Origin of the sequence: Micromonospora sp. CNB394 (genome assembly GCF_000374985.1) — a bacterium.
Lineage (GTDB): Bacteria > Actinomycetota > Actinomycetes > Mycobacteriales > Micromonosporaceae > Micromonospora > Micromonospora marina.
In genome coordinates this window covers 185683-210087 of the sequence record NZ_KB895826.1, presented here as the reverse complement: position 1 = coordinate 210087, position 24405 = coordinate 185683, and the positions used below count along the sequence as shown (strand labels likewise).

Here is a 24405-nt window from a genome sequence, read left to right as displayed (position 1 = left end):
TCAGGGGGCGTCGAGAAGCGGCCGCAGCGCGGCCACGATCGGCACGTCGGCCGGCAGCCAGGCGACGCTGTCCAGCTCGGCGGCGGACAGCCAGCGCAGTTCGGCGTGCTCCAGTGCCTTCGGCTCGTCGCCGTGCAGCAGACGGGCGGCGTAGACGCGCAGCACGGACCGGCCGTGCGCCATCCGTACGTCCCGGCCGACGCGCGCGCCGACCGCCACCCGTACGCCCAGTTCCTCGGCGCACTCCCGGGCCAGCGCATCGACCTCGGTCTCGCCCGGCTCGACCTTTCCGCCCGGAAACTCCCAGCGCCCCGCCACCTCGGGGGGCGCGGAGCGCTCGCATGCCAGCACCCGGCCGCCATCGATGATCGCCGCTCCGACGACCACCCTCGGCTCCCGCCGGTCGGCCTGCCCGCTTCCGCTAACCCGTTCGGTCCGCACGGGCCACCAGCGTGCCAGATCAATCGGCGGTTTGGGTAGCTGCGTCCGCCGTCAGGTCAGCAGAACACGGAAGTGTGGGCGTGGACACACCATCTGAGCGGCGAGAGACTAGAGGGCGTCGACTGGGACACGGGATGGCGACGATTTGGCCACAAGCCGGCAACGACGCCTGGGAGGTGCGGTGATGCGCGTGCTGTTCAGCGGCCGAGCGAAGCACGACTACCTCAGCGACGCACTGGCCCTGCTGTCCGGATGGACGCGCGAGGGCGAACAGATCCGCCGCACCATCGTCCTCGATGACACCCAGCACGCCGCGCTCACCGAGCGGGTGGCGGTGGTGGCCGACGCGCTGCGACTGCGTCCCGAGATCAGCCGCCGGGCCGACCGTACGCAGATCAGGCTCGGGCACGGCGACGGTGAGCCACTCACCGAGGGTGAGGTGTTGCTCGCGGCACGTATCGAGGATGCGGTCCGCGCGGTCACCGAACCCTGAGCCGTTGGCACGCCCCGCCTACCCTCGGGTGCATGTCTGGCCCCACGTACGACCGCAAGGAACAGTTCCAGCAGATCCAGAGCGGGTTGCTGCCCGGTGAGCAGATCATCGCCGTCTACGACGCGGTGGGCACCGGCACCGGATTCATCGGCCTGACCGACCGGCGGGTGATCATCCAGGACCGCTCCTTCGTCGGCAAGCGGTACGCCATCACCAGCATCCCGTACTCGAAGATCACCAGCGTGAGCGTGGTGAGCAACAAGTCCTGGGGTGGCTCGTTCTTCTCCACCGGGTCGATCGCGGTGCACGTCGGCACGCACACCTACGAGGTGGAGTTCCGGGGCGCGGAGAAGAGCCACCACGTGCACAACGTCATCCTGCACCACATCTCCTGACCCCGCCTGGCACAATCGCCGCCATGCGAGGGCTGGCAGGGCGATGGCGGACCTGGGGCGACCGCCGGCGGGCCGTACGGCTGGCCGGCCGCCTCCTGGTGCTCGCCATGGCCGCCGTGGTACTGCTTGGCACCGCCACGGTCGCCAGCGTGAGTTGGGTCCGCGGCGCCGCCGAGGGTCGCCTGTTCGACGCCGCGGACGTCCCGCAGACGCCGGTCGCCCTGGTGCTGGGCACCAAGGTGGCCCCGGACGGCACGCCGGCACCGTTCCTGGCCGGCCGGCTGGAGATCGCCCGCCGGTTGTACGCCGCCGGCAAGGTCCAGGTGCTCCTGCTCTCCGGCGACAACATGGACCGGGACTACGACGAACCGGGCGCGATGCGGCGCTGGCTCGTCGACAGGGGCGTCCCGGCGGAGAAGACGGTGCTGGACCACGCCGGGTTCGACACGTACGACTCGTGCGTGCGCGCGCACCGCGTCTTCGGGGTGCGGCGGGCCACTGTGGTCACCCAGTCGTTCCACCTGCCGCGCGCGGTGGCGCTCTGCCGCGACGCCGGCATCGACGCCGTCGGCGTCGGCGACGACACCGCCCGCCGGCACGCCGGCCAGTGGCGGATCAGCTCCACCCGGGAGTACGGGGCGTGCGTCAAGGCCGCCGTGGACGTGCTCACCGGACGTGACCCGGTGCACCTCGGCCGCCGGGAGACCGGAGTGGACGACGCGCTGCGGGCGTAATCCGGTTGTCCCTCCGGCACCGTTGCTGGTCTGCTGAACCCTTCGAAGCCGACCGGAGGGAGCACCGCCATGCCACACGCTGCGAAGCCCAGCCGACCCGTCGTCACCCCATCCGAAACGAGGCTTCGTGTTGTCGTACCCCATTCCGGCGGAGGTCACTGACCTCTCGCCGCGTCGCGTTCCTTCCGCCCGGCGGGAGAGCGCGTGATGTCCGTCTTCGACGATCCCGGCCTGTTCGGCCGGCTCTGGGCCGCCACCTACGACGGCCCCGGCAATCCCGACCCCGCTCCGGCCGTCGACTTCCTCGCGCCGCTGGCCGAGGGCAGCCCGGTGCTCGAACTGGCGGTCGGCACCGGCCGGGTGGCCCTGCCGCTGGCCGCCCGCGGCCTCGCCGTGGAGGGCGTCGAGGCGTCCCCGGAGATGGTGGCGCAGCTGCGCGCCAAGCCGGGCGGCGCGGACATTCCCGTCACCGTCGGCGACATGGCGGACGTCCCGGTCGCCGGGCCGTACCGTCTGGTCTTCCTGGTGTTCAACACCCTGTTCAACCTGGTCTCGGAGGAGCGCCAGGCGGCGTGCTTCCGCAACGTCGCCCGGATGCTCGCGCCGGGCGGGGCGTTCGTCACCGAGACCTTCGTGCCCGACCCGGCGGACTTCGACCGGGACGAGCAGGTCCAGGTGCGGGAGGTCGCCGAGGACTCGGCCACCATCCGCCTGCACCGGTACGACCGGGCGGCGCAGACGTTCGTCCGCCAGACCGTCACGTTCGACGCCGACGGCGTGCACCTCAAGCCGTTCGCCATGCGGTACGCCTGGCCGGAGCAGATCGACGAGCTGGCCGAGCGGGCCGGGCTGCGGCTCACCGAGCGGTACGCCGACTGGGACCGGACGCCGTTCGACGAGGACAGCCGCTCGCACATCTCCGTCTACCGGCGGTAGCGCCCGCACGCCGAGGGGCCGGGCGCTACCGCTCTGGCCCCTCGGCCGGCGGGCGGCGGCCACCCTCAAGCCCTCGATTCGGGCAGTCGCGCGACTACGCTGACGACCGCCGGGTCCGGACAGGAGGGGCCGATGACCGTCACCGTCGCCGCCATGGACGACTCGCACGCCGAAGTCGTGCTGGAGATCTACCGCCTCGGCATCGCGGAGGGGAACGCCACGTTCGAGACCGAGCCGCCGGTCTGGGCGCGCTTCACCGCCACCCGGCTGCCCGGCCACCGTTGGGTGGCGCTCGACGAGACGGGTGCGGTGCTCGGCTGGGTGGCCTGCTCGGCGGTATCGGACCGCTGCGTCTACGCCGGCGTGGTGGAGCACTCCGTCTACGTGCACCCGCAGGCGCGCGGGCGCGGCGTCGGCCGGTTGCTGCTGGACGCGCTGATCGCCTCCACCGAGGCGGCCGGGATCTGGACCATCCAGTCCGGCGTGTTCCCGGAGAACACCGCGAGTCTCGCGCTGCACGCCACGTGCGGCTTCCGGGTGGTCGGCACCCGCGAGCGGGTGGGCCGCCACCACGGCACCTGGCGGGACGTCACCTTGATCGAACGCCGCAGCCCCAGGATCTGACCCCCGGGTCCGGTTCCGATGATCAAGGAGTTTGTGTCCGGTCGACGCGGTCCGGATGACGTAAACCCCTTGATCACTGGGTCGATCAGGCGCCGACCAGGTGACGGCGCACCAAGGCGGCGTCGCTTGCAGAGGGGCTCATCGCTCGTGACTCAGGGGCCGTGAGCGGCGGTAGGGTCCACCGCAGTCCATGGGCGTCCGGCGTTGCTCGTGCTCATCTTCCCCAAATAGTCACCCCAGCTCGGGTGTCAGACGTTGAAGCGGAACTCCACCACGTCGCCGTCCTGCATGACGTACTCCTTGCCCTCGATCCGGACCTTGCCGGCGGCCTTGGCCGCCGCCATCGATCCGGCCTCGACCAGGTCGTCGTAGGAGACCACCTCGGCCTTGATGAAGCCGCGCTGGAAGTCGCTGTGGATCACCCCGGCGGCCTCCGGCGCGGTCGCGCCGACCGGGACGGTCCAGGCCCGCGCCTCCTTGGGGCCGGCCGTCAGGTACGTCTGGAGCCCGAGCGTCCGGAAACCCACCCGGACGAGCTGGTTCAGGCCGGGCTCGGACTGCCCGATCGACTCCAGCAGCTCGCGGGCCTCGTCCTCGGGCAGGTCCACCAGCTCGGACTCGATCTTGGCGTCCATGAAGATCGCCTCGGCGGGCGCGACCAGGCCGCGCAGCTCGTCGAGGAACTCCTCGTTGCCCAGCTCGGCCTCGTCCACGTTGAAGACGTAAAGGAACGGCTTGGTGGTGAGCAGGTGCAGCTCACGCAGGTGCTCCAGCTCGACCTTCGCGGCGGCGGCGCCCGCGTACAGGGTCACGCCGTTGTCGAGGACCTCGACCGCCTTCTTGGCCGCCTCGACCGCGGCGGCCCGGTCCTTGCGGAGCTTGGCCTCCTTCTCCAGCCGGGGCAGCGCCTTCTCCAGCGTCTGGATGTCGGCCAGGATCAGCTCGGTGTTGATCGTCTCGATGTCGTCGGCCGGGGAGACCTTGCCGTCGACGTGCACCACGTTCGGGTCGGAGAACGCGCGCACCACCTGGCAGATCGCCGAGGCGTCGCGGATGTTGGCGAGGAACGCGTTGCCCCGGCCCTGCCCCTTGGACGCGCCCCGGACCAGGCCGGCGATGTCGACGAACGAGACCGGCGCCGGCAGCACCTTCTGCGAGGAGAAGATCTCGGCCAGCTTGGCCAGCCGCTCGTCGGGCAGCCCGACCACGCCGACGTTCGGCTCGATGGTGGCGAACGGGTAGTTCGCGGCGAGCACGTCGTTCTTGGTCAGCGCGTTGAACAGGGTGCTCTTGCCCACGTTGGGCAGGCCGACGATGCCGATGGTGAGACTCACGACGAACCAGCTTACGCGGTTCGCCGCTCACGCCGGGCAGGCAGGTCCGCGACGCCGGTCACTGCGACGCGGCGGACAGCAGGCGCGGCTCGATCCGGGTCTCCCGGGCGGTGTCGTCCTCGGCGCGGACCAGCTCGTACGCGGCCACGCCGGGACGGTCCGCCACCGCCTCGGCCAGCCGGGTGCCCCGGTAGATCAGCCCCACCCCGTCGTCGGTGCAGTGGCTCGCCGGCAGCGTGCCGTCGGCGACCAGCCGGTGCATCAGCGGACGGCGCTGCTCCTCGCTGTCGTAGTGCACGCCGTTGCCGTACGGGAGCCAGCCCAGCCCTTCGGTGAAGGGTCGCAGCGCCGGGCCGTAGCTGTCGGTGGCGCCGCCGGTGTGCCAGCAGATCGAGCCGGCGGAGACCCCGCCGAGCACCACGCCGGCCTGCCAGCACTCGTGCAGGATCTCCGGCAGGCCGTGCACCCGCCAGACCGCGCAGAGGTTCGCCACGCTGCCGCCGCCGACCCAGACGATGTCCTGCGCGAGCAGGTGCGCGCGGATGTCCTCGACGTTCGGCATCGGGTAGAGCGCCAGGTGGGAGGCGCGGAACCGGGTGCCGGCGAAGGCGCCGTAGAAGACGGTGAACCCGGTCGGCTGGTCGCCGGTGGCCTGGCCGAGGTAGCAGACGCGGGGCGCGTCACCGGCCCCGGCCAGGTCGGCCATCAGGTCGAACAGGGCGCTGGGCCGCGCGTCCCAGGGGCCACGGCGACGGCTGGCGAATCCCATGCTGGTGGCGACGATCGTCGGTTCGGTGGCGGGCACGGTTGTCCTTCCGGGCGGTGGCGGTGCCGATCATTGTGCCGGATCCGCGGGCCCGGCCTCGGCCGCGGCGAGCAACGCGCGTAGCAGATCGGCCAGCCGGTCCCGGTCGGCGGGCGGCAGCGCGTCGAGGATCCGCCGCTGCACCGCGAGCCCGGCCTCGGCCGACTCCTCGACCACCCGGCGGCCGGTGTCGGTGAGGGTGACCCGCAGCGCCCGCCGGTCGGCCAGGTCCGGCGAGCGCCGTACCAGGCCCGCTCGTTCCAGGCGGTCGAGCCGCCCGGTCATGCCGCCGGAGGTGAGCATCAGCGAGGCGGCGAGTGCCTTCGGCGCCAGCGTGTACGGCGATCCGGAGCGCCGCAGCGCTGCGAGCACGTCGAACTCGCCCCGGCCGATGCCCCAGCCCGCGTACGCCTTCTCCTGGTCGTCGCCGACCAGCCGGGCCAGCCGGTAGATGCGGCCGAACACGGCCATCGGCTCGGGCCGCATACCTGGTCGTTCCCGCCGCCACTGCTCGACGATCGCGTCCACCTCGTCGCCTGTCACGGCTGCCGATTGTGCCGCACGTCCCACTTCCCCTTTTCGCTCGGGCCTGATTAGCTTAGCGCTAAGATACTTAGGAACGAGAAAGGGGCCGCCGTGAACCCCCGCTGGACCGACGTCGCGCTCACCGCCGCCGCACCGATCACCTGGGGCACCACCTACCTGGTCACCGCTCAACTCCTTCCCCCGGACCGGCCGCTCTGGGCCGGGGCGATCCGCGCCCTGCCGGCCGGTCTGCTGCTGCTCGCCCTGACCCACCGACGACCACACGGCCGCTGGTGGGGTCGAGCCGCAGTGCTCGGCGCGCTGAACATCGGGGTGTTCTTCCCGCTGCTGTTCCTCGCCGCGTACCGGCTCCCCGGCGGCACCGCCGCCGTCCTCGGCGCCGCGCAACCGCTCCTGGTGGCGGTCCTGACCGTCGCTCTGCTCCGCGACCGCCCCACCCGGCCGGCGCTGGCCGCCGCCGTGGCCGCGCCGCTCGGCGTGGCCCTCGTGGTGCTGCGTCCGGGCGCCGGCCTCGACCCGCTCGGCGTCGCCGCCGGCCTGGCCGGGGCCGTGACGATGGCCGCCGGGCTGGTGCTCACCCGCCGCTGGGGCCGGCCGCCCGGAGTGGGCGTCCTCGCCGTGACGAGCTGGCAGCTCGTCGCCGGTGGCCTGATGATCGCGCCGGTCGCCGCCGCCGTCGAGGGCGCGCCACCAGTGCCCGACGGACCGGCACTTCTCGGGTACGCGTGGCTCGGGCTGGCCGGCACCGCGCTGGCGTACGTGCTGTGGTTCCGGGGCGCGGCGCGACTGCCGGTGTCCCGGGTGTCGGTGCTCGGCGCGCTCAGCCCGCTCACCGCGGCGGCGCTCGGCTGGGCGGTGCTCGGCCAGGCACTCGACCCGGTCCAGCTCACCGGGTTCGCGGTGGCAGTGGGGGCCATGGTGCTCGCCCAGATGCCGGACCGATCGTCGCGCCCGCAGCCGGGCGGCGACGCGGACGCGCCGACGGCGACCGGCACGCGGGCCGGTTCGGGCGGCGCGACGGCGGCACCGGCCGGCCACGCGTCGGTCGGATGGCGGCGCGGTCAGCCGGCCCGCAGCCGGCGCCAGTCGTCCGGCCACGCGTCGGCGGCGATGCCCTCGGGCAGCACACCGGCCGGTAGCTGCGCCGCAGCCGCGAGCGGCAGCGTGAACCGGTGCGCGGCGGCGGGACCGGCCGCGTACGACCGGTCGAGCAGCCAGCGCACCTCGTCGGCGGTCCAGCCCAGGCCCGAGCGGGCGGCGATCTCGCGGACCAGCCGCAGGCCGACCCGGGTGTCGTCGTCGTAGAAGCGCATGCACCAGTGGTGCGCCCACATGCCGAGCGCGCGCAGCCCGTCCGGGTCGAGCGAACCGGCCAGCCGCCCGCAGGCGGTGTCCGCGAAGGGGCGACCGGGGTCACCTGCCCGGTCGCGCTCGATCGCGCCGTACGCGGCCGGCGCCACCACCCGCATCCGCTCGTAGAAGCCCTCCACCACCGCGGCGTCCAACGGTGCCCGCCCCGATCGCATCAGTGGACACCCCGCCCGGCCACGCTCGCCATGCCCCGCACCTCTTCTTGAGTTGGTGGCGGGACGCTACCGACCACTTACGACACTTTCTCGGGTCCGTCGGCCATGATCCACGCCACCTCGGCGGAGTGGCGGTGTCCCGGGGCCCGGGACACCGCCACTTCCCCGGGCTGGCGCGACCGCCGCACGTCATGTCCGAATCCCGCCAGCCGCGCCCGGGAGCTGCGAGGCAGGATCGTGGCATGGAGCTGGACTTCGAGCGGTGCTATCGAGCCGTCGACAGCCGCGACCCGCGGTTCGATGGCTGGTTCTACACCGGCGTGACGTCGACCGGGATCTACTGCCGGCCGTCCTGTCCGGCGATGACGCCGAAGCGGCGGAACGTCCGGTTCTTCCCGTCCGCCGCCGCCGCCCAGGGGGCCGGGCTGCGGGCGTGCCGCCGGTGCCGGCCGGACGCGGCACCGGGCTCACCCCAGTGGGACGTCCGGGCCGACCTGGTCGGCCGCGCCATGCGCCTGATCGCCGACGGCGTGGTGGACCGGGACGGGGTGCCCGGGCTGGCCACCCGGCTGGGCTACACCGAACGGCACCTGCACCGGATGCTCCGGGCCGAACTGGGCGCCGGTCCGCTGGCACTGGCCCGGGCCCAGCGCGCGCAGACCGCCCGGCTCCTGATCGAGACCACCGGCCTCGGCCTGGCCGACGTGGCCTTCGCCGCCGGGTTCGGCAGCGTCCGGCAGTTCAACGACACGGTCCGCGAGGTCTACGGCGGCACACCCTCCGAGCTGCGGACCGGCCGGCGTGGCCCGGCGGCGACCACCGGTGCGGGCACGCTCTCGCTGCGGCTGGCACACCGGCCCCCGCTGCACGCGGGCGCGCTGCTGGACTTCCTCGCGCTGCGCGCGCTACCCGGCGTCGAGGTGGTCCGCGACGGCACCTACCACCGTGGGCTGCGCCTGCCGCACGGTCCCGCCACGGTGGCGCTGACCCCCGCCGACGGCCACATCGACGCCACGCTGCGGCTGGCCGACATGCGCGACCTGGCCCCCGCGGTGGCCCGCTGCCGCCGCCTGCTCGACCTGGACGCCGACCCGGTCGCGGTGGACGCCACACTGGCCGCCGACCCGGCACTGGCCCCGGCCGTCGCGGCCGAACCCGGCGTCCGGCTGCCGCACGCGGTCGACGGTTTCGAGCTGGCCGTCCGCGCCGTCACCACCCAGCAGGTCTCGCTGGCCTCGGCGCGGACCACGCTCACCCGCCTGCTCGCCGCCACCCGAACCGCGAGCGGGGCGGGTGCCGACGACCCGGCGGACGGCCTGGTGGCCTTCCCCGGCCCGGCGGAGCTGCTCGCGGCGCCCGACACGGCGTTCCGGATGCCGACGGCACGCCGCGAGACACTCCGGGCGCTCGCCCGCGCGGTCGCCGGCGGCGAACTCGACCTGGAACCCGGCGGCGACCGGGAGGAGGCGGTCCGGCTCCTGGCCGCGGTGCCCGGCGTCGGCCCCTGGACCACCGGCTACCTGGCCATGCGCGCACTCGGCGACCCCGATGTCGCCCTCACCACCGACCTGGGCGTACGCCGCGGCGCAGCAGCGCTCGGCCTGTCCGACGACCCGAAGACCCTGTCCGCGTACGCCGGCCGCTGGCGCCCCTGGCGGTCGTACGCGACCATCCGACTCTGGAGAGCAGCATGAGCACTGTGGACAGCACCGTCATCGGCACACCCGCCGGCCCGTTGAGCGTGCTCGCCGGCCCGACCGGGGCGGTACGCGCGGCGGGCTTCACCGCCGACCCGGCCGCTCTGCTGCCGTTGATCCACCCGAGCCTGCGCGGCGAACCGCGGGAACGGGCCGACCTCGGTCCGGTGACCGCGGCCGTGCGGGCCTACCTGGACGGCGACCTGGCCGCGATCGACGCGGTGCCGGTCGAGCAGCACAGCGGCGGCCTCTTTCTGACGCACGCCTGGCAGGTGCTGCGCGACGTGAAGCCCGGCGGCCCGGTCACCTACACCGGGTTCGCCGCGCTGGCCGGGCGACCGGCGGCGATCCGGGCCGCCGCGGCGGCCTGTGCGCGCAACGCCGCCGCGCTGTTCGTGCCCTGCCACCGGGTGCTGCGCACCGACGGCTCGCTCGGCGGATACCGCTGGGGGCTGGACGTGAAGAAGTGGCTTCTCGGGCATGAGGGACGGGTGACGGCTAGCTGACAGCCGGACTGTCACCCCCGGCGGCTACCGTCGGGTAGTGCCCGCGTCCAGCGACGGCAACCCCGCGGCGCATATCGACGCCCGGTCCCAGCCGCTGCGCAACCTCTGGCGGCTGCGGCCCTACCTGCGCCCGTACGCGATGGAGTTCGCCTGGCTGCTGATCGCGGCGCTGGCGGCCACCGCGGCCAGCCTGGCCGTTCCGCTGGTGGTGCAGCGGGTGGTCGACGGGCCGGTGGCCCGGCACGACGAGGCCGGGCTGGTCCGGCTCGGCGCCCTGGCACTGCTGCTCGGCGTGGCCGAGGCGGTCCTCATCTTCATCCGCCGCTGGACGCAGTCGTCGTCCTCGGTGGGCATGGAAGCCGCCATCCGCGCCGACATCTACGCCCACCTGCAACGGCTTCCGGCCGGCTTCCACGACCGCTGGCAGTCCGGCCAGTTGCTGTCCCGGATCACCAGCGACCTCTCGGTGATCCGGCGGTTCCTCTCCTTCGGGCTGCTGTTCCTGGTGCTCAACCTGGTCACCTACGCGGCGGTGGTGGCGCTGCTGATCCGGCTGCACCAGTGGCTGGGGCTGCTGGTCGCGGCGAGCGCCGTACCGCTGTTCCTGATCAGCCGCCGCTTCGCCCGCCACTACCACGCCGCGTCGCGCCGGATGCAGGATCAGCAGGGCGACGTCGCCACGCTGGTCGAGGAGACCGCGCTGGGGTTGCGCACCATGCGGGCGTACGGGCGGGGGCCGGAACTGGCGGCCCGGTTCACCGTCGGCGCGCGCCGGCTGCACGACACCGGGATCGGCAAGGCCCGGCTGCTGGCGCGTACCTCCGCGCTGTTCGACCTGGTGCCGAACCTGACACTCGGCGCGGTCCTGGTGGCCGGCGCCGCGGCGGTCGCCGAGGGTGTGCTGTCCATCGGGGAGCTGGTCGCGTTCGTCAGTCTCCAGCTCATGCTGATCTGGCCGGTGCAGTCGCTGGGCTGGATCATCGCCAACGGCCAGGAGGCGGCGACCGCCGCCGACCGGATCCAGGAGGTCCTGGACACGCCGCCGACCATCGTGGACGCTCCGCACGCCCGGCCGCTCGCCCGGGGCGAGGTACGTGGCCGGCTCCGCTTCGAGGGGGTCGGCTTCCGCTACCCCGGCACGTCCGCGCCGGTGCTGAGCGACCTGAACCTGACCGTCGAGGCGGGCGAGACGATGGCGCTGGTCGGCGTCACCGGCTGCGGCAAGAGCACGCTGCTGTCGCTCGTCCCCCGGCTGCACGAGGTGACGCGCGGCCGGATCACGCTCGACGGGCACGACGTGCGTGACCTGCGGCTGGAGTCGTTGCGCCGGCTGGTCGCCGTGGCGTTCGAGGAACCGACGCTGTTCTCCATGTCGGTCTGGGAGAACCTCACCCTGGGGCGGCCGGACGCGGGCGAGGACGAGATCCGCGCCGCGCTGGCGCTGGCCCAGGCGGAGTTCGCGTACGAGCTGCCCTGGGGGCTGGCCACCCGGGTGGGTGAGCAGGGGCTGTCGCTGTCCGGCGGGCAGCGGCAGCGCCTCGCGCTGGCGCGTGCGGTGCTCGGTCGGCCCGCGGTGCTGGTGCTCGACGACCCGCTCTCCGCGCTCGACGTGCACACCGAGGCGCTCGTCGAGGCGGCCCTGCGCCGGGTGCTGCGGGACACCGCCACCACGACCCTGCTGGTGGCGCACCGCCCCTCGACGGTGGCCTTGGCGGACCGGGTGGCGCTGCTGGACGACGGCCGGATCGTCGCCGTCGGCACCCACTCGGAGCTGCTGGCGCGGGTGCCCGCCTACCGGGCGGTGCTGTCCGCCGAGCCGGAGCGACGAAGCGACGGCGTCGGCCTGGTGCGGTCGTGACCGGCCGCGCGCCGCGGGTACCCCGGCCCCGCGACGCGCCGAACGGCTCCGGCACGACCGGCGCGCGCGGCGGCAGCGGTGACCCGGCCCCACCGGGCGGCCACGCGACGACCGGCGCGCACGACGACGGCGGTGCGGACCTGTCCCACTGGCGGGGACGGGCCACCGATCCGGACGCCGACCGCAGCCGGGCCGAGGACTCGTCCCCCGCGGCGGTGACCCGGCTGCGTACCCGCAGCCGGCTCCTGCTGCGGCGACTGCTGCGCCCGCACCGCCGGGCGCTCGGGCTGGCGGTGGCGTTGCTGCTGGCCCAGAACGCCGCCGCCATGTCCGGGCCGTACCTGGTCATGCTCGGCATCGACCGGGGCATCGGCCCGCTGCGGGGCGGCGACCCCGGCCCACTGATCGCCGTCGCCGTCGCGTTCGTGGTCGCCACCGCAGTCGAGTACGCGGCCCGGCGCGCGTTCCTCACCCTCGCCGCCCGGATCGGCCAGGCCGTCCTGCTGGACCTGCGCCGCCGGGTGTACGGGCACTTCCTCCGCCTCGACGTCGGGTTCCACGAGCGCTACACGTCCGGGCGGATGGTGTCCCGGCTGACCAGCGACCTGGAGTCGATCGCCGAGCTGGTCGACGGCGGCATCGACAAACTGGTGATGGCCGGGCTGTCAGTGCTGTCGGTGGCGGGCATCCTGCTCTGGCTGGATCTGCCACTGGCCGCGGTGACGCTGCTCGCGTTCCCGTTCCTGTTCGTGCTGTCCCGCTGGTTCGCCCGCGCCTCGGCCGGGGCGTACCGGCGCACCCGGGAGGCGGTGGCGCTGGTCATCGTGCACTTCGTCGAGTCGCTGCGCGGCATCCGGGCCGTGCAGGCGTACCGGCGCGAGGAGCGCAACGACCGCATCTTCGCCACCGTCAACGACGACTACCGGCGCTCCAGCCTGCGCGCGTTCCGGCTGATCGCGATCTACTCACCGGGCATCCGGCTGATCGGCAACCTGACCACGGCGGTGGTGCTCGGGTACGGCGGCTGGCGGGTGCTGGGCGGCGGCGTGGAGGTGGGCGTGCTCGCCGCGTTCCTGCTCTACCTGCGCCGGTTCTTCGAGCCGATGGAGGAGCTGAGCCAGTTCTACAACTCGCTCCAGTCGGCGACCGCCGCGCTGGAGAAGCTGGCCGGGGTGCTGGACGAGCGGCCCGCGGTGGCCGAACCGGAGCGGCCGGCGCCGCTGCCGGCCGGGCCGTCGCGCGGGGCGGTCACCTTCCACGCTGTCGGCTTCGGCTACCGCCGCGGGACGCCGATCCTGTCCGGCCTGGACCTGACCGTGCCGCCCGGGCAGACCGTCGCGTTGATCGGGCCGACCGGGGCCGGAAAGTCCACAGTCGCGAAGCTGCTGGCCCGCTTCCACGACCCGGACGCGGGCGCGGTCCGGCTGGACGGAGTGGACCTGCGCGATCTCGCCGACGCCGAGCTGCGCCGGGCGGTGGTGCTGGTGACCCAGGAGACCCACCTGTTCAGCGGATCCGTGGCCGAAAACATCAGGTTCGGCCGGCCCGACGCCGACGACGAGACGGTGGTCGCGGCCGCGCGGGCGATCGGCGCGCACGACTTCATCGCCGCGCTGCCCGACGGGTACGCCACCGACGTGCACCGCCGCGGCGGCCGGCTCTCCGCCGGGCAGCGGCAACTCGTCGCGTTCGCCCGGGCGTTCCTCGCCGACCCACGGGTGCTGATCCTGGACGAGGCGACCTCGTCGCTCGACGTGCCCACCGAACGGCTGGTGCAGCGGGCGCTGCACAACGTGCTGCGCGACCGTACCGCGTTGGTGATCGCCCACCGGCTCTCCACAGTGGAAATCGCCGACCGGGTGCTGGTGCTCGACGACGGCCGGATCGTGGAGGACGGCCCACCGGCCGAACTGATCGCCGCCGACGGCCGCTACGCCGCCCTGCACCGCCAGTGGCGCGACTCGCTGCTGTGACTCTCCCTCCCTGCGCGGCGGTGGGGAAAGTCGTGGAGTGGGGCGGGCGGGCTGCCTACCATCGGCTGATGACCGACACGACGAGGAGCGTCCGCGGCGGCGTCCCCGAGCGTCCGAGCCTGGACGGCCTCGAGGAGACCTGGGCCCGCCGCTGGCAGTCCGACGGCACGTACGCGTTCGACCGGACGAAGGAGCGGTCGGACGTGTACGCGATCGACACTCCCCCGCCGACCGTGTCGGGCGAGCTGCACATGGGGCACGTCTTCTCGTACACGCACACCGACACGGTGGCCCGGTTCCAGCGGATGCGCGGGCGCACCGTGTTCTACCCGATGGGCTGGGACGACAACGGGCTGCCCACCGAACGCCGGGTGCAGAACGTGTACGGCGTGCGTCCCGACCCGGCGCTGCCGTACGACAGCGACTGGCGCCCGCCGGCCGCGCCGGTGGACGACGCGGCCCGGAAGAACCCGACACCGATCTCCCGGCGCAACTTCATCGAGCTGTGCGAACTGCTCACCGTCGAGGACGAGAAGGCGTTCGAGGCGCTGTGGCGGCGGCTCGGGCTGTCGGTGGACTGGTCGCTGACGTACACCACGATCGGGTCGGCGGCCCGCGCGGCCAGCCAGCGCGCCTTCCTGCGCAACCTGGCGCGGGGCGAGGCGTACCAGGCCGAGGCGCCGACGCTGTGGGACGTCGGGTACGGGACCGCCGTCGCGCAGGCGGAGCTGGAGGACCGGGAGCGGCCCGGCGCGTACCACCGGCTGCGGTTCACCGGTCCGGACGGCCGCGAGGTGCTGATCGACACCACCCGCCCGGAACTGCTGCCGGCCTGCGTGGCGCTCGTCTGCCACCCCGACGACGAGCGGTACGCGGACCTGGTCGGCGCGGCTGCGCGTACCCCGGTGTTCGGGGTCGAGGTGCCGGTGCGCGCGCACCCGCTGGCGGCCCCGGCCAAGGGCACGGGCATCGCGATGGTCTGCACGTTCGGTGACCTGGCCGACGTGACCTGGTGGCGTGAGCTGCGGCTGGACACCCGCGTGGTGATCGGCCGGGACGGCCGCCTGCTGCCGGAATCGCCGGCCGGCGTGCCGGCGGAGCCCTACGCGGTGCTGGCCGGGCAGACCGTCAACGGCGCCCGGCGGACGCTCGTGGAACTGCTGGCCGACGCGGGCGACCTGGTCGGCGAGCCGCGGCCGATCACCCACCCGGTGAAGTTCTACGAGCGCGGCGACCGGCCGCTGGAGATCGTCTCGACCCGGCAGTGGTATCTGCGCAACGGCGGACGGGACGCCGGCCTGCGCGAGGAACTGCTGGCCCGGGGGCGGGAGCTGCGCTGGGTGCCGGAGCACATGCGGCACCGGTACGAGCACTGGGTGGGTGGCCTCACCGGCGACTGGCTGGTCAGCCGGCAGCGGTTCTTCGGCGTGCCGGTGCCGGTGTGGTACCGGCTCGACGACGCTGGCGAGCCGGACTGGTCCCACCCTCTCACACCGGACGAGGCGATGCTCCCGATCGATCCGACGAGCGAGCCGCCGCCCGGATACGAGGAGTCGCAGCGCGGCGAGCCGGGTGGTTTCACCGGCGACCCGGACGTGCTGGACACCTGGGCCACCTCGTCGCTGACGCCGCAGATCGTCGGCGGCTGGGAAACCGACCCGGACCTGTTCGCCCGGGTCTTCCCGATGGACCTGCGCCCGCAGGGGCACGACATCATCCGGACCTGGCTGTTCGCCACAGTGGCCCGGTCCCACCTGGAGCACGGCGCGCTGCCGTGGCACACGGCGGTGCTGTCCGGCTGGATCCTCGACCCGGACCGCAAGAAGATGTCGAAGTCCAAGGGCAACGTGGTCACGCCGATGGCGCTGCTGGAGAGCAACGGGTCCGACGCGGTCCGCTACTGGGCCGCCAACGGCAAGCCGGGCATGGACCTCGCCTTCGACCCGGCCCAGGTCAAGGTGGGCCGCCGGCTGGCCACCAAGCTGCTCAACGCGTCGCGGTTCGCGCTCGGGCTGGGTGCTGCCGACGCGCTGCGGGCCGCGGCGACCCAACCGCTGGACACCGCGATGCTCGCCGAACTGTCCGGCGTGGTCGCGACCGCGACCACCGCCTTCGACGCGTACGACCACACGGCCGCACTGATGGCCAGCGAGGCGTTCTTCTGGCGGTTCTGCGACGACTACATCGAGTTGGTGAAGGAGCGCGCCTACGGCTCCGGGGCGGCGGCCGACTCGGCCCGGGCGGCGCTGGCGACCGCGCTGTCGGTGCAGTTGCGCCTGTTCGCGCCGGTGCTGCCGTTCGTCACCGAGGAGGTCTGGTCGTGGTGGCGGTACGGCTCGGTGCACCGCTCCCCCTGGCCCACCACGTACGAGGTGGGCCGCGCGATGGCGGCGCCGGGCGACCCGGAACTGCTGCGGCTGGCGACGGACGCGCTGGGTCAGGTGCGCCGCGCAAAATCGGAGCGGAAGCTTTCGATGAAGGCGGACGTGCCGCTGGCCGAGGCGCTCGGACCGGCGGCGGTGCTCGACCGGCTGGGCGACGTCGCCGACGACCTGCGGTCGGCGGGCCGGATCGCGAAGCTGGACCTGCTGCCCGACCGCACCACCGAACTGGTCATAGCCTGCGCGTTCTGACCGCCGCCCCGGTGTAAGGAAGGGCCCCTTCTTAACGCCTGGCGTTGTAGAAGGGGCCCTTGTTAACGCCCCGAAGGGCCGGCCGGGCCGGCCCTTCGGATACGTGCCTCAGTCGGCCGCGCACGCCGCCTTGAGCTTGTCCCGGGCGGCGGTGAGATCCGCCTTGTCCGGCGCCCTGGCCCAACTGTCGGCGAGGTCGGTCATGGCGGCGGCGACCCCCTTCACCGCGCCGTTCACCTCGTCGCTGCCGGTGAAGGCGTGCGTGTAGAGCGTGGCCGCGCCGGCCGAGTACTGGGCGCTGACCGCCGAGTGGCCGGCCGGCGGGCCGATCTTCTCCGCCTCGGCCACCTCCTTGAGGGCAGCCGAGATGTCCGTCTCCGCCGTCGCGCAGGTCTTCCTGGTGGTCTCGTCGAGGCCCGCCGGCGCCGGGGTCACCGGCGGCACGGACGTGGCGGCGGGGGCGGAGGGCGCCGCCGCGCCGGCGGGTTCAGCTCGTCTCGCCGGCCACGCTGAACGAGCGCAGGCGGTCGATCGCCAGCACCGTGAACCCGACCGCCACCAGAGCGGTGAGCACCGCCGCGACCGGCACCGAGACGGTGGTGCCGAGCAGCGGCGTCGGCGCCATCCGGTCGGCCAGGGCGATCACCCACTGCTGGATCGACAGCACCCGGGTGCCGCTGACGAACCGGCCCAGCAGCCCCTCCCAGATCAGCACGTAGACCAGGCCGAGCAGCACCGGCCGCCGGGTCACCAGGCTCAGCGCCAGGAACAGCGCCGAGTACGCCAGCGCGCCCGCCGCCGAGGCGGCGACCAGCGCCAGTCCGAGACGTACCGAATCGGCGAGCACGCCCGCGACGTAGATCGGGACGCCGACGGTGACCGCTGTGACGCCGGCCGCGACCGCCAGCTTCGGCAGCACGATCTGCCAGCGCGGCAGCGGCTTGGTGAGGATGTGCACGACGGTGCCGTCGTCGATCTCCGCGCCGAGCACGCCGGTGCCCACGATCAGCGCCACCACCGGCAGCACCACCGCGAGACCGAGGCCGACGAGCACCGGCGGGCCCCACTGTCCCGGGTCGACGCCGAGCGACCGGCAGAGTACCGCCAGGCCGATCAAGACCAACGGCAACGGCAGCAGCATGAGGAACCGGCTCCGGCCGAACAGGCCGCGCGCGGTGATCCAGGTGACTGTCGACATCATGCCTCCACCAGATACGAGAAGACGCTCTCCAGCGACTCGTCCTCCGGCAGGAGCTGCCGGACCCGGATGCCGTGCCGGAGCGCGATCCGGGGCAGCGCCCGGGTGAACGCGCCGTAGTCGCCGGCCTTGACCGTCAGGCCGGTTCGGTCCAGCTCGACGCCGGAGACCGACGCCTCGGCCATCAGCGCCACCGCCAGCGCCCGGTCGTCGGTGGAGCGGACCCCGAACACGTGCGGCCGGTTGGTCATCAGGCGGCGGATGGTCCGGTAGTCGCCGGACGCGGCGAGCCGGCCGGCCACCATCACCTGGACCGTGCCGGAGACCTGCTCGACCTCCTCCAGGATGTGCGAGCTGAACAGGATGGTCCGCCCCGCGTCGCCGAGCCGGTGCAGCAGCGCCATCATGTGCAGCCGCTGGCGCGGGTCCATCCCGTTGAACGGCTCGTCGAGCAGCAGCACCTGCGGGTCGTGCACGAGCGCGGCGGCGACCCGGGTGCGCTGCCGCATGCCCTTGGAGTAGGTGCCGATCCGGCGGGTCTGGGCGTCCTCCATCTCGACCAGCTCGATCGCCCGCCGGGTGGCGGCCTCCGGGTCGGGCAGCCGGTGCAGCTTGGCGCTGGCGAGCACGAACTCGTACGCGCTGAGGAACGTGTGCACCGCCTCGCGCTCGCTGACCAGGCCGAGCCGCCGGTAGACGGCGGGGTTGCGCCAGGTCGGCTCCCCGTCCAGCGCCACTGTGCCGCGCGACGGGGACAGGAAGCCCGCCATCATGTGCAGCAGCGTGGTCTTCCCGGCGCCGTTGGGACCGAGCAGGCCGGTCACGCCGGGGCCGAGCCGCATGGTGACGTCGTTGACCGCCACCACGTTGCCGTACCAGCGGGAGACGCCCGCCAGGTCGAGCGTGCTCGTCGCGGCGGCGGGCGCGTCGGCCGTCGCCTGGGTGCTGATCGCCGTCATCGGGCGGCCACCTTCCGGTATCGCAGGAGCAGCAGGGCGACGCAGCCGGCGACCAGCAGAACGGCGGCCACGGCGTAGACCGGCCCGAAGTCGCCGATCGGCATGCCGCCCCGTCCCTGGGTCAGCCGGTCGCCGAGCGCCCAGTTGCCGACGCCCCCGACGAGCGTCGGCGGGGAGGCCACGAAGGCCAGCTGGTTGATCGTCTGCGAGGGCAGGATGGACAGCACGCCGACCACCGGGGTGGTCATCAGGAAGACGGCCACGATGCCGCCGGCGGCGAACGCGCGCTTGCCGGTGAGCGAGGCGACGAGCAGGGCGATCGAGGCGAACACCACCGCCCAGAGCCCGGCGTAGAGCAGCCCGGGCAGCAGGTCGAGCAGCTCGTCCCACACCCCGCGTACGCCCCGGTTCGTGGTGAACGCGGCACCGAGGAACATCACCAGCTGCGGACCGCCGAGCAGCAGCCACAGCGCGGTGACGAGCGCCAGCAGCTTGGACAGCGCGTAGTCGCCGCGCGGCAGCGGGCGGGAGAAGTACAGCGGCAGCACGCCGCTGCGCAGGTCGCGGGAAACCAGCTCGGGCGCGGCCACCGCGGCGAAGAAGATGACCAGCCAGCTCATCGCGTCGGCGAACTGGGCGTACGTCATCACCACCTCGCCGATCTGGCTGCGCACCGCGGTCACCCCGGCGGCCACCACAGTCACCACGGAGACGACCAGCCACGGGAAGATCTTGGCCTTGGCGCTGCGGCCCAGCCCGAAGACGGTACGCACGCCGTGCAGGTAGAGCGCGCCGAAGACCTGCCGACGGCCGAGCCGCGGACCGGTGTAACGCTGGTAGCCGATGTCGTGGATGACCCCGGTCGCGTCAGACATGGCTGGGCTCCCTCGCGGCGAAGAGTTCGGCCACCCGGTGCCGCCGCTGGTCCAGCCGGTGCAGCGGCAGGTCCAGCTCGGCGACCGCGCCGAGGATCTGGTCGTAGGTGGCGTCGTCGGCGAGCGGGACGAGCAGCAGCCGCCCGTCGCGGGTCACCGGCAGGTCGAGCGCGGTGAGCCGGGCGGCCAGTTCCTCGGTGCCCTCGCTCACCTCGACGGCGAGCACGTCGGTGGCCGTGGTCATGGCGGACACCCGGTCGGCGCGCAGCAACCGGCCACCGTCGATGGCGACGAGCGTGTCGCAGATCCGCTCCACCTCGCCGAGCAGGTGCGAGCAGACCACCACCGAGATGCCGAACTCGGTGCCGATCCGGTGGATCAGGGCGAGCATGGCGTCCCGGCCGGCCGGGTCGAGGCCGTTCGTCGGCTCGTCGAGCAGCAGCAGGTCGGGATCGTGTACGAGCGCCTGGGCGAGCTTGACCCGCTGCTTCATGCCGGTGGAGTAGCCACCGACGGCCCGGTGCCGCTCCTCGTGCAGACCGACGTGGCGCAGCGCCTCGGAGGCCCGTTCCCGGGCGACGGTGCGCGGCAGCCCGCTGATCCGGCCCAGGTGGGTGACCAGCTCGGCGGCGGACAGGTCGGGCGGGAGGGCGTCGTGCTCGGGCATGTAGCCGACTCGGGCGCGGACCGCGGCGGGGTCGGTGGTGGGGTCGAGGCCGAGCACCTGCACCCGGCCGCTGGTCGGCGGGAGCAGACCCAGCAGGATCTTGATCAGAGTGGACTTGCCGGCGCCGTTCGCGCCCACCAGCCCGATGATCCCCGGCTCGACCGACACGGTGAGGTCGGCCAACGCGGTGACCCGGCCTCCATACGTCTTGGTCAGCGACTCGGTCGCGAGCAGTGTCACGCCGTTCAGCGTAGAACCCGGGCGCCTCGCCGGAGCCTCTCCCGACCCCGGCGATCCCCTGATCCTCGGCCACCGCAGCCCTTAGGTGGCGGGAGCCCGGTGGTGTGCTCTCGGCCGGTCGGCGCGCGCGGGCAGCCGTTCGCACGATCGACCGGCCGCCGCCCACCGGTGAGGATTCGGTCACCCCGGGTCGTCGTCGGCGCGGTCGCCGGACACGCGATCACCGGGAGGCCGGGTGGCGCTCTCGACCGATCGCCGGTGGGCTGCGAAACTGTGTGCCGGCCGGTGAGTTGGGGGTTCGATGAGCAACGGGTGGCTGCTGCCCGAGGACGTTCTGCGGGATGCGCCGTCGTACGCGCCCAGGCCCGCTGAACTGGCCGATCTCCAGTTGTTGCTGAGCGGGGCGTACGCTCCGCTCACCGGTTTCATGAGCCGGGCCGACCTGGCCTCGCTGAACCGGCGCGGCCGGCTGGCCGACGGCACACCGTGGCCGGTGCCGGTGACGCTCCAGGTGCCGGCGGCGCTCGCCGACGGGCTGGACCCGGCCGACCCGGCCCGCCGGGCGGTGGTGCTCACCGACGGCGAGGGCGCGCCGGTGGCGGCGATGGACGTGACCGACGTCTGGCCGGGCCGCGAGGGCATGGTGGGCGTCGGGGGCGCGGTGCGCCGCCTGGGCGACGGCGGCCACGGCCCGTTCCAGCGGCTGCGACGCGGCCCCGACGAGGTACGCGGGCTGTTGCCGCCGGGCCGGGTGCTCGGCGTGTTCGCCGACCGCCCGCTGCACCGGCCGCAGCTGGCGCAGATCGCGCACGCGGCCCGTACGCTCGGCGCGCACCTGCTGGTGATGATCCCGGTGGGTGAGGAGTCGATCAACGGCCTGCCGGCCGAGGCGCTGGTGCGCGGCGTGTTCGCCGCCCGCGACCGGATGCCCCCGGCGACGCTCGTGGCGGTGCCGCTGGCCCGGCGGCGCGACGAGATCAGCGACGCGCTGCTGCGGGCCCGGGTCGCCGCCGCGTACGGGGTGACCCACCTGCTCTCGACCGAGGGCATGCTCTCCGGCGCCGGTCTGCGCGTGCTGGTGCCCCGCGAGCTGGCCTACGACAACCGGGACGGGCAGTGGCGCTGGCGTGAGGACATCCCGCCGCGCAACCGGCGGCTGGCGCTGAGCACGCGCGAGATCGACGACCTGCTGGACCGGGGGTTCCCGCTGCCCGAGTGGCACACCCCGCCGGCGGTGGCGAAGGAACTGGCCCGGGCCCGCCCGCCGCGCCGGCACCGCGGTCTGGTGATCTTCCTGACCGGTCTGTCCGGCTCGGGCAAGTCGACGATCGCCCGAGGGCTGGCGGATGTGCTCCGCGAGCAGGGCGACCGCACGATCACGCTGCTCGACGGCGACGTGGTGCGGCGGGAACTCTCCGCCGGTCTGGGGTTCAGCAAGGCCGACCGGGATCTCAACGTGCGCCGGATCGGCTGGGTTGCCGCCGAGATCGCCCGGCACCGGGGCGTCGGCATCTGCTGCCCGATCGCGCCGTACGCGGCGGCGCGCGCCACCGCCCGCCAGATGGCGGAGACGGCCGGGGCGGGCTTCCTGCTGGTCCACGTGGCGACGCCGCTGGGGGTGTGTGAGCAGCGCGACCGCAAGGGCCTGTACGCCCGCGCCCGGGCCGGTCTGATCACCGGGATGACCGGGATCGACGACCCGTACGAGGAGCCAACGGACGCCGACCTGGTGGTGGACACCTCGGATCTGAGCGTCGAGGAGGCCATCGGGAAGGTGATGGAGCACCTGACCGAGACCGGCTGGGTGGAGCCCCGCCTCCAGCCCGCCTGACCGCCGGCCGCGTTCCGGCATCCCGCATCTCGACCGCCGTCGTCCGGCTTCCGGACGGCGGCGGTCTCGCATCACCCCTCTCTGCGCGGTAGTGTTCGCCTTTGTTGGAACACGTTCGACCGCGTGGAGCGTACGCGTGGTCGGTGAGGCGCGGAGGTGAGCCGGGGGATGCTGGCGCGGCAGCGGCAGACCGCCATCCTGGAACGACTGCGCCGCGCCGGTGGCGTCCGGGTCACCGAGCTGGCGGCCGAGTTCGGCGTCTCCGACATGACCATCCGGCGCGACCTGGACACGCTGCACGAACAGGGCCTGCTCGCCAAGGTGCACGGCGGCGCGACGCCCGCCGGCCCCGGCTCGACCGACGAGCCCGGCTTCCACGCCAAGTCCGTCCGCCAGTCCGCGGAGAAGGCCGCCATCGCCGAGCACGCCGCAGGGCTGGTCCGGCCCGGCGCCGCGATCGCCCTCTCCGCCGGCACCACCACCGCCGAGCTGGCCCGGCGGCTGGTGGACGTGCCCGGCCTCACAGTCGTCACCAACTCGCTGCCGGTGGCGGAGGCCCTGCACGTCGGTGGCCGGCCGGACCAGACGGTGGTGCTCACCGGCGGCGTCCGCACGCCGTCGGACGCGCTAGTCGGCCCGCTCGCCGTGGCCGCGATCGCCGCACTGCACCTGGACCTGCTCTTCCTCGGCGTGCACGGGATCAGCGAACGGGCCGGCTTCACCACGCCCAATCTGATGGAGGCGGACACGAACCGGGCACTCGTGGCGGCGGCGGACCGGCTGGTGGTGCTCGCTGACCACACCAAGTGGGGCACTGTCGGCATCTCGTCGATCGTGCCGCTGGACGCGGCGGACGTGCTGGTCACGGACGACCGATTGGCGCCCGAGGCTCGACGGGTACTCGAGGACAGGGTGGGCGAGCTGGTGACCGTGCCCACGACGAGGGGAGCGGAGTGAAGCGTACGCAGATCGCGCTGGCCGACGGTCGCGAGCTGATCTACTTCGACGAGCGGGACGACGCGGTCCGCGACCAGCCGGACCGGCGGGATCTGCCCCCTCCCCCGCCCGCCTCACAGCTGCGGTACGACCCGCTGACCGACGAGTGGGTGGCGGTGGCGGTGCACCGGCAGACCCGGACCTTCCTGCCCCCGGCCGACCAGTGCCCGCTGTGCCCGTCCCGCGGCGAACGGCACAGCGAGATCCCGGCGCCCGGCTACGACGTGGTCGTGTTCGAGAACCGGTTCCCCTCGCTGAGCCAGCGGGTGGCCGACGAACCGGCCGAGATCACGCCGTTCACCCCGGTACGCCCCGGCCGCGGCAGGTGCGAGGTGGTCTGCTTCACCGACGACCACACCGCCTCGTTCGCCCGGCTCTCCCCGCAGCGGGTGCGGACGGTGCTCGACGTGCTCGCCGACCGCACCACCGCGTTGAGCGCGCTGCCCGGCGTGGAGCAGGTCTTCCCGTTCGAGAACCGGGGCGTGGAGATCGGGGTGACGCTGCACCACCCGCACGGGCAGATCTACGCGTACCCGTTCGTCACGCCGCGCACCCGGACGATGCTGGCCGCCGCCCGGCGGTACGCCGACCGCACCGGGGGCAACCTCTACGCCGACGTGCTCGCCGCCGAACGGGCCACCGGGGAGCGGGTGGTGACGAGCAACGAGCACTGGACCGCGTACGTCCCGGCGGCGGCCCGCTGGCCGTTCGAGGTGCACGTGGCGCCGCACCGGCCGGTGCCGGACATCCCGGCGCTCGACGACGCCGAGCGAGACGCCTTCGGGCCGCTCTACCTGGACCTGTTGCGCCGCTTCGACGGGCTGTTCGACCTGCCGATGCCGTACATCGCGGCCTGGCACCAGGCGCCGGTACGGAGCGACCGGGAGCTGGGCCACCTGCACCTTCAGCTGTTCAGCATCCGGCGGGCCAGGGACAAGCTGAAGTACCTGGCCGGGTCGGAGTCCGGCATGGGCGTGTTCATCAACGACATCGCCCCGGAACGAGCCGCCGACCTGCTCCGCACCGCTTGAAAGGACGGGCCCCCTATTAACGCCTGCGGTAGAGGAAGGGCCCCTTCTTAACCACCACGGCCGAGCATGGGGGCGCGGGGGGCCCGGGACAGGACCCCCCGCAGGGA

23 protein-coding genes and 1 pseudogene are annotated in these 24405 nt (G+C 73.6%); 14 read left to right on the top strand and 10 right to left on the bottom strand.

The window, feature by feature from the left end; translation table 11 throughout:
- The gene (locus tag C569_RS0104975; protein ID WP_018784697.1) at positions 1 to 387 is read right to left on the bottom strand and encodes a (deoxy)nucleoside triphosphate pyrophosphohydrolase; all 387 of its coding nucleotides are present in this window, start codon (positions 385 to 387) and stop codon (positions 1 to 3) included.
- Positions 388 to 625: 238 nt separating this feature from the next.
- Between C569_RS0104975 and C569_RS0104970 the strand changes: the two genes are divergently transcribed.
- The 5 genes from C569_RS0104970 to C569_RS0104950 all read left to right on the top strand — a co-directional run bounded on the left by C569_RS0104970 (position 626) and on the right by C569_RS0104950 (position 3623).
- Positions 626 to 934, top strand: coding sequence for a 4a-hydroxytetrahydrobiopterin dehydratase (locus C569_RS0104970; protein WP_018784696.1), 309 nt, complete (start codon positions 626 to 628; stop codon positions 932 to 934).
- 32 nt (positions 935 to 966) lie between these two features.
- Entirely contained in the window at positions 967 to 1329 is a 363-nt protein-coding gene (locus C569_RS0104965) for a PH domain-containing protein (protein ID WP_018784695.1), read from the top strand.
- Between the two features lie 23 nt (positions 1330 to 1352).
- The gene (locus C569_RS0104960) at positions 1353 to 2063 is read left to right on the top strand and encodes a vancomycin high temperature exclusion protein (protein WP_018784694.1); all 711 of its coding nucleotides are present in this window, start codon (positions 1353 to 1355) and stop codon (positions 2061 to 2063) included.
- Positions 2064 to 2270: 207 nt separating this feature from the next.
- The gene (locus tag C569_RS0104955) at positions 2271 to 2999 is read left to right on the top strand and encodes a class I SAM-dependent methyltransferase (protein ID WP_018784693.1); all 729 of its coding nucleotides are present in this window, start codon (positions 2271 to 2273) and stop codon (positions 2997 to 2999) included.
- A 132-nt stretch (positions 3000 to 3131) separates the two neighbouring features.
- Entirely contained in the window at positions 3132 to 3623 is a 492-nt protein-coding gene (locus tag C569_RS0104950) for a GNAT family N-acetyltransferase (protein ID WP_018784692.1), read from the top strand.
- A 248-nt stretch (positions 3624 to 3871) separates the two neighbouring features.
- On the opposite strand, the gene ychF is transcribed toward C569_RS0104950, so the two are convergent.
- Genes ychF through C569_RS0104935 form a run of 3 tightly spaced genes read right to left on the bottom strand, consistent with a single transcriptional unit; the run spans position 3872 to position 6305 of the window.
- The gene (gene ychF, locus C569_RS0104945; protein ID WP_018784691.1) at positions 3872 to 4957 is read right to left on the bottom strand and encodes a redox-regulated ATPase YchF; all 1086 of its coding nucleotides are present in this window, start codon (positions 4955 to 4957) and stop codon (positions 3872 to 3874) included.
- Positions 4958 to 5015: 58 nt separating this feature from the next.
- Positions 5016 to 5762: a peptidase E gene (locus C569_RS0104940; protein ID WP_018784690.1), complete on the bottom strand. Its 747-nt coding sequence runs from the start codon at positions 5760 to 5762 to the stop codon at positions 5016 to 5018.
- A gap of 30 nt (positions 5763 to 5792) precedes the next feature.
- On the bottom strand, positions 5793 to 6305 hold the full coding sequence (locus C569_RS0104935; protein WP_018784689.1) for a MarR family winged helix-turn-helix transcriptional regulator: 513 nt from the start codon (positions 6303 to 6305) through the stop codon (positions 5793 to 5795).
- Between the two features lie 93 nt (positions 6306 to 6398).
- On the opposite strand from C569_RS0104935, the pseudogene C569_RS34090 reads away from it, so the two are divergent.
- Positions 6399 to 7220, top strand: a pseudogene (locus C569_RS34090) (EamA family transporter); the annotation flags it as partial.
- Positions 7221 to 7369: 149 nt separating this feature from the next.
- Here C569_RS34090 and C569_RS34085 read toward each other — a convergent pair.
- Positions 7370 to 7834: a hypothetical protein gene (locus C569_RS34085; protein ID WP_231394717.1), complete on the bottom strand. Its 465-nt coding sequence runs from the start codon at positions 7832 to 7834 to the stop codon at positions 7370 to 7372.
- Between the two features lie 242 nt (positions 7835 to 8076).
- Between C569_RS34085 and C569_RS0104920 the strand changes: the two genes are divergently transcribed.
- From C569_RS0104920 to valS, 5 genes are all read left to right on the top strand, one after another.
- Positions 8077 to 9528: an AlkA N-terminal domain-containing protein gene (locus C569_RS0104920; RefSeq protein ID WP_018784687.1), complete on the top strand. Its 1452-nt coding sequence runs from the start codon at positions 8077 to 8079 to the stop codon at positions 9526 to 9528.
- A complete protein-coding gene (locus C569_RS0104915) occupies positions 9525 to 10037 on the top strand; it encodes a methylated-DNA--[protein]-cysteine S-methyltransferase (protein WP_018784686.1) in 513 nt (170 codons plus the stop codon). The genes C569_RS0104920 and C569_RS0104915 overlap by 4 nt, the downstream gene beginning before the upstream one ends.
- A 37-nt stretch (positions 10038 to 10074) precedes the next feature.
- Positions 10075 to 11895 carry an ABC transporter transmembrane domain-containing protein gene (locus C569_RS0104910; protein ID WP_018784685.1) on the top strand — a complete coding sequence of 607 codons (1821 nt, stop codon included), beginning with the start codon at positions 10075 to 10077 and terminating at the stop codon, positions 11893 to 11895.
- 140 nt (positions 11896 to 12035) lie between these two features.
- Positions 12036 to 13868, top strand: coding sequence for an ABC transporter ATP-binding protein (locus tag C569_RS0104905; RefSeq protein WP_231394724.1), 1833 nt, complete (start codon positions 12036 to 12038; stop codon positions 13866 to 13868).
- 68 nt (positions 13869 to 13936) lie between these two features.
- Positions 13937 to 16501, top strand: a complete 2565-nt coding sequence (valS, locus tag C569_RS0104900; protein WP_018784683.1) for a valine--tRNA ligase — start codon at positions 13937 to 13939, stop codon at positions 16499 to 16501.
- Positions 16502 to 16609: 108 nt separating this feature from the next.
- On the opposite strand, the gene C569_RS0104895 is transcribed toward valS, so the two are convergent.
- The 5 genes from C569_RS0104895 to C569_RS0104875 are packed head-to-tail and all read right to left on the bottom strand — an operon-like array spanning position 16610 to position 20440.
- A complete protein-coding gene (locus tag C569_RS0104895; RefSeq protein ID WP_018784682.1) occupies positions 16610 to 16936 on the bottom strand; it encodes a hypothetical protein in 327 nt (108 codons plus the stop codon).
- A 52-nt stretch (positions 16937 to 16988) separates the two neighbouring features.
- Positions 16989 to 17699, bottom strand: coding sequence for an ABC transporter permease subunit (locus C569_RS0104890; protein ID WP_018784681.1), 711 nt, complete (start codon positions 17697 to 17699; stop codon positions 16989 to 16991).
- Positions 17699 to 18658, bottom strand: a complete 960-nt coding sequence (locus C569_RS0104885) for an ABC transporter ATP-binding protein (protein WP_018784680.1) — start codon at positions 18656 to 18658, stop codon at positions 17699 to 17701. Before C569_RS0104885 ends, C569_RS0104890 begins: the two co-directional genes overlap by 1 nt.
- Positions 18655 to 19533, bottom strand: coding sequence for an ABC transporter permease (locus C569_RS0104880; RefSeq protein WP_018784679.1), 879 nt, complete (start codon positions 19531 to 19533; stop codon positions 18655 to 18657). Before C569_RS0104880 ends, C569_RS0104885 begins: the two co-directional genes overlap by 4 nt.
- The gene (locus C569_RS0104875) at positions 19526 to 20440 is read right to left on the bottom strand and encodes an ABC transporter ATP-binding protein (RefSeq protein ID WP_013288493.1); all 915 of its coding nucleotides are present in this window, start codon (positions 20438 to 20440) and stop codon (positions 19526 to 19528) included. Before C569_RS0104875 ends, C569_RS0104880 begins: the two co-directional genes overlap by 8 nt.
- Positions 20441 to 20741: 301 nt before the next feature.
- On the opposite strand from C569_RS0104875, the gene cysC reads away from it, so the two are divergent.
- The 3 genes from cysC to galT all read left to right on the top strand — a co-directional run bounded on the left by cysC (position 20742) and on the right by galT (position 24298).
- A complete protein-coding gene (cysC, locus tag C569_RS0104870) occupies positions 20742 to 22271 on the top strand; it encodes an adenylyl-sulfate kinase (RefSeq protein ID WP_018784678.1) in 1530 nt (509 codons plus the stop codon).
- Positions 22272 to 22439: 168 nt separating this feature from the next.
- On the top strand, positions 22440 to 23228 hold the full coding sequence (locus tag C569_RS0104865) for a DeoR/GlpR family DNA-binding transcription regulator (RefSeq protein WP_018784677.1): 789 nt from the start codon (positions 22440 to 22442) through the stop codon (positions 23226 to 23228).
- Positions 23225 to 24298, top strand: coding sequence for a galactose-1-phosphate uridylyltransferase (gene galT, locus C569_RS0104860; protein WP_018784676.1), 1074 nt, complete (start codon positions 23225 to 23227; stop codon positions 24296 to 24298). The genes C569_RS0104865 and galT overlap by 4 nt, the downstream gene beginning before the upstream one ends.
- Positions 24299 to 24405 lie beyond the last annotated feature (107 nt).